12 protein-coding genes and 1 pseudogene are annotated in these 13986 nt (G+C 58.0%); 11 read left to right on the forward strand and 2 right to left on the reverse strand.

The window, feature by feature from the left end; genetic code table 11:
* The 11 genes from ABSG47_RS17160 to ABSG47_RS17210 all read left to right on the forward strand — a co-directional run.
* Positions 1-269: hypothetical protein (locus tag ABSG47_RS17160; protein ID WP_424170925.1), on the forward strand; the 269-nt coding region annotated here is incomplete at its 5' end.
* 8 nt (positions 270-277) lie between these two features.
* Entirely contained in the window at positions 278-1294 is a 1017-nt protein-coding gene (gene add, locus ABSG47_RS17165; protein WP_424170926.1) for an adenosine deaminase, read from the forward strand.
* 82 nt (positions 1295-1376) lie between these two features.
* Complete coding sequence (locus ABSG47_RS17170) at positions 1377-1604, forward strand: hypothetical protein (RefSeq protein WP_424170927.1); 228 nt, start codon at positions 1377-1379, stop codon at positions 1602-1604.
* 83 nt (positions 1605-1687) lie between these two features.
* Positions 1688-2140, forward strand: coding sequence for a hypothetical protein (locus ABSG47_RS17175; protein WP_424170928.1), 453 nt, complete (start codon positions 1688-1690; stop codon positions 2138-2140).
* 38 nt (positions 2141-2178) lie between these two features.
* Positions 2179-4254, forward strand: coding sequence for a DNA mismatch repair endonuclease MutL (gene mutL, locus ABSG47_RS17180; protein ID WP_424170929.1), 2076 nt, complete (start codon positions 2179-2181; stop codon positions 4252-4254).
* A 96-nt stretch (positions 4255-4350) separates the two neighbouring features.
* Positions 4351-5781 carry a hypothetical protein gene (locus ABSG47_RS17185; protein ID WP_424170930.1) on the forward strand — a complete coding sequence of 477 codons (1431 nt, stop codon included), beginning with the start codon at positions 4351-4353 and terminating at the stop codon, positions 5779-5781.
* Complete coding sequence (cmk, locus tag ABSG47_RS17190; RefSeq protein ID WP_424170931.1) at positions 5778-6521, forward strand: (d)CMP kinase; 744 nt, start codon at positions 5778-5780, stop codon at positions 6519-6521. The genes ABSG47_RS17185 and cmk overlap by 4 nt, the downstream gene beginning before the upstream one ends.
* A gap of 673 nt (positions 6522-7194) precedes the next feature.
* On the forward strand, positions 7195-7791 hold the full coding sequence (locus ABSG47_RS17195) for a hypothetical protein (protein WP_424170932.1): 597 nt from the start codon (positions 7195-7197) through the stop codon (positions 7789-7791).
* 225 nt (positions 7792-8016) lie between these two features.
* The gene (gene pyrR / locus ABSG47_RS17200; protein WP_424170933.1) at positions 8017-8589 is read left to right on the forward strand and encodes a bifunctional pyr operon transcriptional regulator/uracil phosphoribosyltransferase PyrR; all 573 of its coding nucleotides are present in this window, start codon (positions 8017-8019) and stop codon (positions 8587-8589) included.
* A 175-nt stretch (positions 8590-8764) separates the two neighbouring features.
* Positions 8765-9778, forward strand: a complete 1014-nt coding sequence (locus ABSG47_RS17205; RefSeq protein ID WP_424170934.1) for an aspartate carbamoyltransferase catalytic subunit — start codon at positions 8765-8767, stop codon at positions 9776-9778.
* The gene (locus ABSG47_RS17210) at positions 9775-11091 is read left to right on the forward strand and encodes a dihydroorotase (RefSeq protein ID WP_424170935.1); all 1317 of its coding nucleotides are present in this window, start codon (positions 9775-9777) and stop codon (positions 11089-11091) included. Before ABSG47_RS17205 ends, ABSG47_RS17210 begins: the two co-directional genes overlap by 4 nt.
* A 235-nt stretch (positions 11092-11326) precedes the next feature.
* Here ABSG47_RS17210 and ABSG47_RS17215 read toward each other — a convergent pair whose 3' ends face one another.
* Entirely contained in the window at positions 11327-13531 is a 2205-nt protein-coding gene (locus tag ABSG47_RS17215; protein WP_424170936.1) for a beta-glucosidase family protein, read from the reverse strand.
* A 138-nt stretch (positions 13532-13669) separates the two neighbouring features.
* Positions 13670-13986: pseudogene (locus ABSG47_RS17220) on the reverse strand (transposase); the annotation flags it as partial.

A 13986-nucleotide genomic window follows, 5' to 3' on the forward strand; every position in this document is an offset into this window, starting at 1 on the left:
CGGTCCTGATTGTACTTACGCTTGCCTGGTGGTGGATGCCAGATCCAAGGATATTTACTGCGAAGCGCGATATTGGCGGGATCGAAGCATTTCGGAAGGCGAACGGAAGATTGCCGAATTCCCTTGCCGAGATGGGTATCTATGAGGATGAGAGCGGTCCTGTCTATTATCGAAAGCAGGATGATCAGAACTACATCGTTTATTTCGGGCTCAGCCTGGGTGAATCAGAGACGTATGACTCTCGCACCCGCAAGTGGTCTGACTACTGAGATCTTTCATGAGTGAAATCAGGAAGTTCGTTCGCAGGATGCCGAAGGCGGAGCTGCATCTGCATCTCGAAGGCACGATTACGCCGGCGACGCTGGTGGAGCTGAGCGTGCGGCAGGATGATAAGCCGCTGACGCTGGAAGACGCTGAGAAGCTATACAAGTTCACGGATTTTACGGGATTCATTGAGGCGTTCAAAGCTGTTACGCGGCTGCTGAGCGGGCCAGAGCATTATGAGCTCGCTGCGTGGCGGATGTGTCAGCGGCTTCATGAGCAGGGCGTGGTTCATGCTGAGGTGTATATCTCGGTGGGCGTGATTTATATGTGGCGGAATCATGCGCGGGGCGTCTTTGAGCCGATCTTTGAGGGGTTGGAGCGGGCGCGGGTTCGGGCTGAGCGCGAACTTGGGTTGACGCTGTACTGGATTTTCGATGCGGTACGGCACTTTACTGTGCCGGAGGCGGAGCGGGTCTTTAAGAAAGCCGCCGAAATGCGGGCGCAGTACCCGTCGATTATCGGGATTGGTCTGGGCGGCGATGAGCGGCAGCGCGGCTCGGAGCCGTTCAAGGAGATGTATGCCGAAGCGAAGGACGCGGGACTGAGGCTTACGAATCATGCGGGGGAGACGACGCCGGCTTCTGCTATCTGGGAGGCGCTTGGGATCGGCTCGGAGCGGATTGGTCATGCGCTGTCGGCTGGGGAGGATGAAAAGTTAGTCGCGGAGTTGAAAGATCGGCAAATTTGTTTAGAACTGAATCCGAGTTCGAATGTGCGGACGGGGAATTGTGCTTCGTTTGCGGCGCATCCGCTGCGGAGGTACTTTGATGCGGGGCTGCTGGTGACGCTGAACTCGGATGATCCGGCGTTCTTTGAGTCGGATATTGAGAATGAGTATCTTCTGGCGGCGATGGAGCAGGGTTTTACGCGAGAGGAGTTGCGGCAGCTTGCCGGCAATTCGATTGCGGCGAGCTTTCTTCCCGAAGCGGAAAAGAAACGCTGGCTGAGCCAGATTCACACAACAGAGTAACGAAAGTGTGCGCCTGTCGGGACTTACAAGCCAGCGACAGCCAAAATGCGCTATTATGCCTGCAAGGGGGCTGTTCCGCCTTATGTCCGCAGAACCTGAGATTCTTTCAATTGTTGAGCCGTGCAGTGAGCACAAAGCGCTGCGCGTGGTGGGGTGGTTTTCCGTGGGCATGGCTCTGGCTGGACTGGGCATCCTGATCGGCCGTGAGTTGCGGTGCCGGTATAAGTTCAACCGGCGGACGCCGTATGACTTTTTCTCCCATGCCGAGGGCGAGCAGCAAACGGCGAATGAGTTTGGGGTGGGTATTTAAGACTTCACAGATTTTGAAATCGATGATGCCGCCTTCGGGCGGCATTTGCCGTTTGAGGCATTGTTTTCAGTTACCCTCAGTTCATGCCACAACTTCTGCTTTTCATGCTGCGGCGAACTCCGGAGTCACCGCTTTTTATCTTTGGCTATTTCGCATTTCTCTTTAGCATCATTGCTGCATGGACATTGTGGGATCGGCGTTATAAACGAAAGTGGCAGCAGACGCGCGCCCGAAACTGGCCGCAGGTACAGGGAAAGTTCGATGAAGGTGAGATTGTCACCATGCGAAAAGGCCGCTCTGGCGAGATCGCTGGTTATCAGGTTTGGTTTGCCTATGAATACTATGCCGATGGAGACCAGGTCGGGATTTATACGCTTCCATTTCGAGGTGAGTTTCCGACGACGATAGATGCTGAGGCGTGCCAGAAAGCCATTGCAGAAAGATTTATATTCGTACATTATTCGTCCCGAAATCCGAAACGCTCATATGTTCTTGACGAAGATCTGAAGCTCATTTGGGATAGCAGTACCCAATAGCTCCTGTTCGGGGTCGCTTTGCGATAGGCTGAAATCTTATGGGCCGTATCCGTATTCTCTCTGACCAGGTCGCCAACCAGATTGCCGCGGGCGAAGTTGTGGACCGGCCTGCGTCCGTGGTGAAGGAGCTGCTGGAGAACGCTCTCGATGCCGGTGCGACGCGGATTCGGGTGGAAGTGGAAGCGGGCGGGCGGAAGCTGATCCGGATTGCGGATGACGGGATCGGGATGAACCGCGACGATGCGCTGTTGGCCTTTGAGCGCCATGCGACGAGCAAGCTGAGGACGGCGGACGATCTGCTCTCGATTGCGACGCTGGGGTTTCGCGGTGAGGCGCTGCCATCGATTGCTTCGGTGGCACGGGTGAAGTTGGAAACTTCGGACGGCGAAGCAGGAACGCGGATCGAGATTGCCGGCGGAAAGATTCTGCATGTGGAAGATGCGGCGCTGGTGCGCGGGACGACGATTTCGGTTTCGGACCTGTTCTTCAATACGCCGGCGAGGCGGAAGTTTCTGCGGGCGGAGGCTACGGAGCTGTCGCATGTGACGGCGCTGGTGACGCATTACGCGCTGGTGCATCCGGAAAAGCATTTTGACCTGGTTTCTGCGAGCCATACGCTGGTTTCCGCGCCGCCGGTGACGCGGACGGCGGAGCGGGTGTACCAGATTTTCGGGAAAGACACGCTGGAGAAGCTGTTGCCGGTGGCTGCGGAGCTGAAACTGGAGCGTGGGGGATTGCCGGAGCCGCCGCCGTGGAAGGTTGATCCCGAGGAGCCGAAGCGCGAGCCGGGACAGTTGCGGCTGACGGGGTTTTATTCGAAGCCGGAGTTGCAGAAACTGAACCGGAATTCGATTTATATCTTTATCAATAAGAGGCTTATCCGCGACCGGTTGCTGTTGCATGCGGTGTCGGAGGCGTATCGGAACATTATTCCGCCGACGAGCTTTCCTGTTGTGTTGATTTTTCTGGAGATGCCGCCGGAAGAGGTGGATGTGAATGTGCATCCGGCGAAGACTGAGGTGCGCTTTCGGCAGTCGGCAGTAATTCACGATTTTGTGCGGGACAGTTTGCGGATGGCGCTGGTGAAGGCGCGGCCGGTGGCGGCCTTTGCGGCCTCGCTCGATGCGCCGAACGCGAGCCCTTCGCTGATGCCGCCATCGGAATCGCCGATACCGGGAGCAGATTCAGAATCGATTCGCGCGGATGGCGCAGAGCGATTTGAACAGCATGCCTCCGGGCCTAAAGGCCCCGGCGATTTGGCTGTATCCATTGCCGGGGCTGAAGCCCCGGCCTACCAGGGAACGGAGCCGTTCCAGTTGACTGAGTTTCAGCTGCCGGCGGTGCCGGTGAGGTTGCCGTTTACCGCGGCTGTGCCGGAGGCATTAGGCGGCTTGGCAGCAGTCGCGGGAGATTTGGTTGCAAATATAGCGGATTCAAACGTTTACGCTGCGGCAACGGCGGAGGTGGAAGCGCGGCAGGCGGCGGAGACGCTGAATCATCTAGCGGGGCTGAAACCGCTGGGGCAGTTGAAGGAGTCGTTCATTCTGGCGACCGGGCCGGAGGGGCTATGGATTATTGATCAGCATGTGGCACATGAGCGGGTATTATTTGAAAAAATTTTGCGTGAGAGGGCTGTGGAAAACGTGCACCGGCAGAGGCTGCTGATGCCGCTTCTGGTGGAACTGAAACCGGCGCAAATGGTTGTATTTGCAGAGATTGCGGCCGAATTGGAGCGAAACGGATTTGAGGCGGAGCCTTTTGGGCCGCAGACGCTGGCCGTGAAGGCCGCGCCGGTGGGGCTGGAAGGCGCGCAACTGGAGCGGATGCTGCAGCAGGTGATTGAGCAGACGGGAGCAGCGGGCGGCGCGGAGGGCGATGTCGAAGTTCATGAAAATGCGCAGAATCATAGCCTTAGCTCACTGAAAACGCGAATTGCGGCGTCAATTGCATGCCATGCCGCGATCAAGGTGAATACGCCACTTGACCCGACGATAATTGAGTGGCTATTGTTGGAGTTGGCCAGGACAGAACACCCAACCAGCTGCCCACATGGACGTCCAATCGCTTTGTTGTATTCTTGGAGAGAGATCCAGCGGGCCTTCCACCGTATTTGACAGTTACCGGAAGGCGGCAGACCACCCCCAGGGGGCGGGACTACCCGGCGAGAACGCCAGCCTTGGAAAAGAGGTTCTTCTTTGACATCGGAGCAATTGGAAGCAGCGCGCGCCGAACGGATGCGCCAGAATGGAATTGGGGCTCTTACTTTGGAGGATGCCCGGACGTGGATTGAAGAGACGGGCTTGTGTCTCTTTTTGCCGCGAAAGCAGTCGACCCCGTCGCTTGCGCCTTCTTTTGTGGAAGCGGTAGCGGGGGAGAGAAGTTCGGCGCCAGGACCGAAGCAGATTGCGCTGGCTGAGGAGCTTCTGGTGCGGCTTGAGCTGGATAACGTGGCGGTTCGACTGAACCTGCTGGGCCAGCCGGGCGAGCAGCCGGATTATATTGTGGCGACGTGGGTGCTTCCGTATGTGTATGCGCTCCGTGGCGACCGTGACTGGCGCAGGGTTCCGCAGTTGACGGGATCGCGTCAGGTTTCTCCGCTTGCCATTCAGGCCTACAAGCGCCTTGAGCAGGGCGAGGCGAATATCTCCGAATTGAAAACGATTCTCGGCCAGGGCGTGACCGAGGTGGCTGTGCTGCGCGCCATTACGGAGCTGTGGCAGCAACTGCGGATTATTCCCGTGATTGCGGCGCCGGGCAAGGCTGCAAAGTGGCAGCTTCTGCGGGTGAGGTTCCAGAAGGCGATTGCCGAGGGAGCGTCTACATCTCAAGTTACGGCGATTTCGGTACTGGCTTCCATCTTTCTGCAGGCTGTGATTGCGGCCAGCATGGAAGAGGTGGAGCTGTTCCTGGCGGCGCTGACGGCGCGGAGCAAAATCCGTGAAGTTCTGCGCGGGCTGGTGGCGACGCGGCAGGTGCATACGCTGTCGATGGGCCATGCGCCTCATTTTTACGTAGCGGGAACGCTGCCGGAGTTTAGTGTGGCGCCGCAGATCTACGCCAGCGCGACGCTGGGTGGGTATGGCTACGGTGCGTCCGGTTATTCCGGCGGTTATGGAAACGGATACAGGTCTGGTAACGGTGGCTACTATGGCCGTGAAGAAGAGCTGGAAGAGATCCATGAGGAGCCGGTAGAGACGGTTTCCGCAGGGCGCGAGGAAGAGAGTGCTGCCCGCAACGGCGGCGCGAAGAACAAGAACGTTGCGCGTCCGCACTTCAGCCGCAATGGGCATGGTTCATCAGCTCATGGGGCTGCGCATGCGACCGGCACGCGGAAGCCTGGAGCAACGACCGGGAGGGCCCGGACGGCAGAAGGCGGCCGCCCGGCGAAGAGCGCTGGGAGCAAGGGCACCAGCGGCAATGGTCATGTGCATAGTAGTGGCAGCAGCCGACCGGGGAGCAACAACAGGCCCGGAAGCAGCAGAACTGGAAACAGCAGGGCGGCCACTTCGGCGAAACCGGCTTCCGCGGTACGCCGTGGCGGGCTGAGCCGCACTGCGGCAGGAGCTGCGGGTCCGAGGCGGAAACCGGCGCTGGCTGGTAACAGCTTCCGTGGCAAGCAGGGGACCAAGAAGCGCGGATGAGCACGGATTTCCGTTCGCAGGAATCAGATAGAAAAGAACTGGGCGGATCGGCTCCAAAGATCATCGTTGCGATTGACGGCCCAGCGGGGGCGGGCAAGAGTACGATTGCGCGTCATCTGGCGCGTCATTTTGGGCTGCTGAACCTGGAAACCGGAGCCATGTATCGCGCATTTGCCCTCAAGGTTCTCCGGACGGGCCTGGCTTTGGATGAGTGGAGTGCGGCTGACCTGCAACGGCTTGCCGGAGAAACCATCATTCACCTGGTGCCGACGTCGGGGGAGAATCGCGTCTTTCTCGACGGCGAGGATGTGACTGGGGAGCTGCGGAATGCGGCTGTGACGGATGCGGCCTCGCGCGTGAGCGTGTTTCCGCCGATCCGGGCATGGATGGTGCGTCTGCAGCAGCAGATGGGCTCTGCCGGCGGCGTGGTGATGGAAGGCCGGGATATCGGGACGGTAGTTTTTCCGCACGCGGACGTGAAGATTTTTCTGGATGCTGCGCCTGAGGTGCGGGGAATGCGGCGATTCGAGCAGATGGGCGCAGGCCAGAGAGGGGCGAAGGCGGAGCAGCAGCCGGAGGAAGTGATTCGGGAGTTGCGCGAACGCGACAAGCGCGACCGGAATCGCGCAGACTCACCGCTGAAGCCGGCTGAGGATGCCGTAGTGCTGGACTCGACCGATATGACGCTGGCTGAAGCAGTGAAGGCGGCGGAGCGGATTGTGGAGGCCAGGCTGGCCTGAAGAATATTTTTCAAGCAAAAGCGCGATTAGTGATGGGATGGCATAAATTTGCCCTGTTGATTTTAAAATAATTTACTCATTTAACGATCAACTGTGTCACTCTAGGACTACTTCCCCTTGTGGGATTCTGGCCTTGGCCTCAACCACATTTCAGACAAAACTAGAATAAAGACTAACCATGAGCTTTTTTGCCGGACTTTTCTGCGCGTCGTTTCTAAGCTCGAATCGCCGATCGGAAAGTATTGGAGTGTTGGTATGTCGATGCCTGTATGCCGCAGCTGTGGGTCCCAGGAGTTTCGCCTTTCACATCCCCGCCGAGGGGACTTGAGCAGATTACTGACTCTGCGTTATCCGATTCGCTGCAAGGTATGTAAGGAACGGGATTTCGCCTTCATGGGAGTGTTGTTTTTTTTGCGTCACGGGCGCAAAAAGAAGAATCACGTGATCGCTCAGAACGGGCATGCCTGACCCGATTTCTTCCCGGTGTCATATTTCCTTTTTCTTATTTGTACTGACTGCATGTTGTGTGCGCTCTGCCGGAAAAGTACGATAGGCTCTTAACAGAGCGATGGAGATTACCTGTAACCGCTGTCATCAAGCCATCCCCGCGGATGGCTTATATTGTCCCTCTTGTGGACTTCCCCAGCTGGTGTACTCCGGCGAAGAAGGAGTTGTGCCTTCGCAGGCGAACCAGTGGGACACGGTGCTGCACGAACCGGGCGCCGTGGAATGGAAGCCGGCGCTGCGCGTGGCTCTGCTGCTGGCGATTCCGGCAGGGCTGATCTTTGGAACATCGTTTCTGGGGCTTCTGGGACTGGCCTGGATTGCGGCCGCGGCTGCATGGGTCGTGTTGCTGTATGTGCGCAGACAGCGCGCGGCGCGGCGTCCGGCGCTGCTGACGACCGGCGCGGGTGCGCGTATTGGGCTGGTGACGGGGCTTATTACGGGATGGATTGCCTTTGCTTCAATGGGAACCTATCTCTACGCCGAACGCTTTGTTTTTCATCAGGGCAAAGACTTCGACGATTTCTGGCAGACATTTGCGGCGCAAACTTCCCAGCAGTGGCAGCAGGCAAGCGCGGCCAGCCAGGATCCCCAGACGACAAGTGCGGTTTTCAAGTCATTGACAGCATTTCTGCTTTCCGCAGAAGGACGCGCGGGATTTACGTTTGGCGGCCTGATGCTGGTTGAATTTGTGCTGGTGGGCCTGGCCGTGGCGGGCGGCGCACTGGGCGCGAAGCTGATGATGAGGACGCAGGCGAGGAACTGAGGACGAGAATGTTTTTTCTCGTTCCTTGCGGTAGTGTCTCAGTTTGAAGAAACTGCCTCCGGGGCTAAAGGCCCAGTCATTTTTATGGCCGTTTCGGCACGACTTTAGTCGTGCCCTGTTACAAAACAATTCAAATTGAGACACTGCCTTGGCTGCGCTTAGCTTTACTTGCCCCGGCCCTGCCTCGTATTATCCGTCGAGAAGCGGAACAGCGAGAATATCCCGATGAGTGAAACCACTGAGAAAACTTCCCTGCGCGTGAAGGGCAGGCTGATGTCCGCCTCGGAGATCGAGCGCACGCTGGTGCGCCTGGCGCACGAGATTGTCGAGAAGAGCCAGGGCGGCGAAGGCATGGTGTTAGTTGGCATCAAGCGCCGTGGCGTGCCGCTGGCGGAGCGCCTGGGCAAGCTGATTTCAACGATTGAGAAGACGCCGGTGCCGACAGGCGTGCTGGACATTCAGTTCTACCGCGACGATCTTTCGATGGCGGGACCGAAGCCGGTTGTGACAGTGGGCGCACTGGGCGTGGACATTGTGGGCAAAGATGTAATTCTGTGTGACGACGTGCTGTATACCGGACGCACGATTCGCGCAGCCCTGGATGCGCTCTTCGATCATGGGCGGCCGCGGCGTGTGCAACTGGCCGTGCTGATTGACCGCGGACACCGCGAACTGCCGATTGAAGCGACATACGTGGGCAAGAATGTGCCGACGAGCAGCCGGGAGATTATCGAGGTGAAGTTTCAAGAGGTTGATGAAGACGAGCAGGTTCTGTTGGTGGAGAGAGAAAGCTCTTAGCTCTTAGCCTGACTGCGCAGGGATTCGCTGTTGTGGTTTCTAAGAGCAATTGAAGCAGCAATCAACGAAGCAACGGTGTTGAGCAATGAGGTTTCCAAAATGCTCACCTCGTTTATCCAGAAGCTTGGCTCGAAGCAAAAAGCTAAGAGCTAATGGCTAAAAGCTAGAAGCTGACATGACCGCTGCACGACGCAAAACGAGTACACCGCCTGTAACCATTTCTCCTTTTCCCTGCAATCCCGGTTCGCTGCTCTCGGTGAACGACCTCTCGCTCGATGAGCTGAACCATCTTCTTGAGCGGGCGACGGCGCTTGAAAAACAAGACCCGCTGACGCGTGACCGCATTCTGATCAAGCGCCGCGTGGCGCTGCTGTTCTACGAGGCTTCCACGCGGACGAGGACGAGCTTTGAGCTGGCGGCCAAGGCGCTGGGCGCGGATACGGCGCTGGTGTCGAATCTTTCCTCAAGCATTGAGAAGGGCGAGAGCCTGAAGGATACGGGGCTGAATCTGCGTGCTCTGGGCGCGGAGGCAATTATCCTGCGGCACAGCTTGTCGGGCGGGGCATGGCTACTGGAAGAATCAACGCGGCTGCCGGTGCTGAATGCCGGCGATGGGATGCATGAGCATCCGACGCAGGCGTTGCTGGATCTGCGGACGATTCTGGCGCACCTCAAACCCAATACGAAAAAAGTAGGCCCTGAAATGCTCGCGGGCGTAACTGTGACTATTACCGGCGACATCTTGCACAGCCGTGTAGCGCGGTCAAATATGCTGCTGCTGCCCAGGCTGGGGGCGCAGGTGCTGCTGTGCGGGCCGAAGGAGCTGCTGCCGGAGATTGCTGTGGCGGAAGCGCCGGGTGTGAGCATTGAGCGGGACTTTGAGGCGGCGCTGCGCCGCTCGCAGGTAGCCATGATGCTGCGGATTCAGGCAGAGCGGCTGGCGGGGTTGCAACTCGATCTCGAAGAGTATAAGGCGGGGTATCAACTGACCGGCGAGCGGCTTGCGCGGCTTGCGCCGGAGGCTGTTGTGATGCATCCGGGGCCGATCATCCGGGGCCTGGAGATTACGGGCGGCGTGGCGGATGGGGCTCAGTCGGCGATTCTGGAGCAGGTGACGCATGGATTGGCGATTCGCATGGCGGTGATTGAAAGAGCGCTTGGCGCGGGAAGAACGGAGAAGCGCGTATGACTGCGACGAGTGCGATTGCCAACCTGATTGCGATTAAGGGCGGACACCTGATCGATCCGGGCACGGGGATCGATGCGGCGAAGGACATTCTGCTGAAGGATGGCAAGGTGGCGGAGGTGGCCGCGCCGGGCAAGCTGAAGCAGGCAGCGGGTGCGCAGGTTCTGGATGCGAAGGGGCTGGTGGTTGCGCCGGGCCTGATCGACATTCATGTGCATCTGCGCGAGCCCGGGCAGGGTTACAAAGAGACGATTGCCACAGGGACGGCCGCGGCGGCCGCGGGTGGGTTTACGGCTGTGGCGGCGATGCCGAATACGATTCCGGTAAATGACTCGCCGGAGATTACGCGGTGGATGCAGGCGCCTGAGCGCGGCGCGAGCGTGCGCGTGTTTCCGATTGGCGCGGCAACGCGTGGATCGAAGGGCGAGACGCTGAATGACTTTGCCGCGCTGAAGGCTGCGGGCTGTGTTGCGGTGACCGATGACGGGCATCCGATCCTGAAGGACAGCGTGATGCGCGATACGCTGGCCGCGGCGAGCCGTGTGGGGCTGAGCGTGATTCAACATGCGGAAGACACGCGGCTGACGGTGGGCGCAAGCATGAACGCGGGGCCGGTGGCTTTCAGGCTGGGGCTGCGTGGAATGCCTGTGGAGGCTGAGTCAGGACTGGTGGAGCGCGACATCCGGTTGGTGCAGGAGATGCGCTCGGACAAAGTACACCTGCATGTGGCGCATACCTCGACATCGAAGGCGATTGAGGCGGTGCGGCAGGCGCGGCGGAACGGGCTGCGAGTAACGTGCGAGGTGGCTCCGCACCACTTTCTGCTGACGGATGAGCATGTGGGCCACTATGACACGCACTACAAGATGAATCCGCCGCTGCGGAGTGCGGCGGATCGCGACGCGATGCTGGACGCGATCATGGACGGCGTAGTGGATGCGATCGCCACGGATCATGCGCCGCACGCAAGCCACGAGAAGGAAGTGGAATTTGAGCGCGCGCCGAATGGGATTACAGGCCTGGAGACGGCGCTGGGGCTATGCCTGGCGTGGCTGCATCGGGAGGCGAAGATGCCGCTGGGACGGGTGCTGAGCCTGCTGAGCGCGCAGCCCGCGGCAGTGCTGGGATTGAGAGGGCGCGGAACGCTGGCTGTGGGCAGCTTTGCCGATGCGATTGTCTTTGATCCGAAGGCAGAGTGGGTGTATCGGGCGGCGGATGGCAAATCGAAGTCGCGGAACACGCCGTTTGACGGCTGGACGATGCTGGGCAAAGTGCGCTGGACGGTGAGCGAGGGGCGTGTGGTGTACGGCAATTAAACCTGCGCAAAAAATCTGGCATGAACATACCGGGCGCATCAAAATCTTCAATACTCGGCAGGAGTAGTCCGAGCTTGCCGAATACAACACAGACAAAATAAGTTAGCCTATGCCGTCAGTCGGAGCACCGGAGCCTGCAAGAAGTCGGCGACGTGAGAACTGCATTACGATTCGCACATTCCTTTCGCGACAAGAGTCAAATAGCGCCACTTTCAGTGGTTTCCTCCGGCGCAGATCACCGCTCCTTCAGTCGTATGTCTCGAGATGAGGCGCCGACGTAGACAGCGATATCGGGAATAACGCGCCAATCGTTTGCAGACGTGTCCCAGATACTCTGCATCCTGGGTGAAATTACGATGTTCACCTTTTGGGCCTCGCCTGGATTTAATTGGATCTTGCTCCAGCCGCCCAATCGCAGAGGAGGTTCTCCCGCGTAATCAATTCCCAGATAAACCTGCGGAACTTCAGCACCTGCAACGGCCCCATCGTTCTTGACGGAGAACGACACATGGAGAGTGCGATCTGTATCGCGTTTTACAGAGAGGTCCGCGTATGTGAAGTGGGTATAGGACAATCCATAGCCGAAGTCAAAGAGCGGTGCAATTTTCCTGGCGTCGTACCATCGATAGCCGATATTCAGTTTTTCGGAGTAGACAGGGTCTTTGGAAATGACGCCTGTGCCGCCCCAGGTTGGCGTATCCTCGTTCCGCAGAGGAAACGTAAACGGCAGCTTCCCGGAGGGATCCACGTTGCCAAACAGGACATTGGCGAGTGCTTTGCCTCCCGCTTCGCCGGGATACCATGCTTCGATGATCGCCGCGATCTTATCCTTCCAGGGCATCAGAATCGGATTGCCACTCTCGATCACCACGATTGTATGCGGGTTCGCGGTTGCGACCGCATCTACAAGTTCGTTTTGGTTCGATGGATTCTGCAAGCTGAGAGTCTTCAAGTCTCCGAAATCTTCGCCTGCTGGCTGTGCAACTACGACAATTGCAACATCCGACTCACGCGCCAGCGCGACCGCATCGGCGATTTCGCCCAGACTATAGGCCCGAAACGGTGCTTGTTCGTCTCGAACTCCAGAAAACTTGACTTCGCTCCGCGGCGACAATTCCTGAATTGCCTTTGTAAGGGGAACGGGAATCTTCAACCATGGATTTCGCCACCACCCGCAACCATTGTGTTCTACGAATTCCAAGCCTTCGCACCCTTCGAATGAACCCGTCACCGGATGCATTGTGTCTGCAGATCCCCCTCCGGACATTACCGCCGCATCCGCGTGAGAACCAATGACCGCGATGCGCGTCAGTTTTGATGGTGGCAGCGGAAGCTGATGACGGTCGTTCTTAAGCAGCACAATGGATTGTTCCTCCACGGATTGGGCAAACTTCCGCGCCGCATCGAAATCAATCTTTTCCCCGCCCTGCGGCGGATCGTCCATGACGCCGGACGCAATCATCGCATAGAGTTTGCGGCGCACCATATCGTCGATCCGCTCTTGGGTGATGTCATGATTTGTCAGTGCAAATAAGACCGGGACACGCCCGAAATACGAGGGTCCGGCGTCGCTTCCTTCTTCCTCATCGAGGCCGGCATTGATCGCCTTCGCCGTGCTATGAGTCGCTCCCCAGTCTGACTGTATCTGTCCCCTAAAGTGCCACTGCATTTTCAGGATGTCAGTCAAAAGCACGGAATTTTCGCACGCATACTCCCCGTTCAACCGGTTATAGCTACACATCACACTTGCCGGCTGGCCCTGTTCAACTGCGATCTCAAAGGGCAATAGATAGAGTTCTCGCAGGGTGCGCTCGTCGATGTGACTGTTCCCACCCATGCGATTCGTCTCCTGTTCGTTCCCCGCAAAGTGTTTGATTGAAGCCATTACCTTCTGGCTCTGGGTTCCTTTGGTGCGTTGTGCAAGCAACTCCCCCGCAAGAAGTGGATCTTCGCCCAAGTACTCGAATGCTCTTCCTCCACGCGGCTCTCTAGTGAGATTCGCACCTCCTCCGAGGCCCATTGCGAATCCCTGAGCGCGCAACTGAATTGCAATCTCTTTTCCGTAGTCATACGACAACTGCCTGTCCCAACTGGCAGCCAGCGCAATCGTCGCGGGAAAGGTCGAACTGGACTGAGTCGCGCTGCCTGAACCCGTAGCCGAATCCGAGATATTGACATCGGGAATATGTAGTCTGGTTACGCCCTCGATGTAGCCGCCTCCACCACCTGGATCAGCATTGGATGGATACTTCGAAAGAATGAACTGAAGTTTCTCGTCGAGAGTCAATTTCTTCACAAGGTCATTGGCTCGCTGCCAGGCTGGGTCGTTTGGCGTTCCACGCTCCTGGGCCTTGATCGGTGGAGAAACAAGAAAAGACGTAACCAAAAGCACTGCGATCCACACGCGATTCGATTGCATATCGTTCCTTAGCATTCTCATTACACTTTTTTCAAGATCAAGACTCAGGCTCTTTTATCCGCAGCTACTGTCGCGAAGGCATGACACAGACCGTGATCGGACGCTTGCTCGTAATGCACTTTTCGTGACTGCAAGGTTCTCCTCCGCCATCACCGTCGACTACTGTACGCGTCGGTGTAACTTTCGATAAGCACCATCGCGTATCGAGGCACACTGCTGGCTGAGACTTCCTTGTTGTTGCGTCATGAGCCTTGGCAACCGGATCAGGTTGTGGCTGCACAACTGAAGACGAACAGCCAGTCCACTTTCTCCAGGCCCCGCAACTTGACCTGGCGCAGCGGGCCGGTCTGCTTCAGCCACCCGAAGCCCTTTTCGATCAGCCATCGTCGGCTCAGACTGATGGCATAACCTGGGTGCCGCGTGGTTCTGCGATCGAGCGCGCTGCTGCGGCCATTTTCGTTTTTGGTGATGTGCGG

This window comes from Occallatibacter sp., from assembly GCF_049510455.1.
GTDB lineage: Bacteria > Acidobacteriota > Terriglobia > Terriglobales > Acidobacteriaceae > Telmatobacter.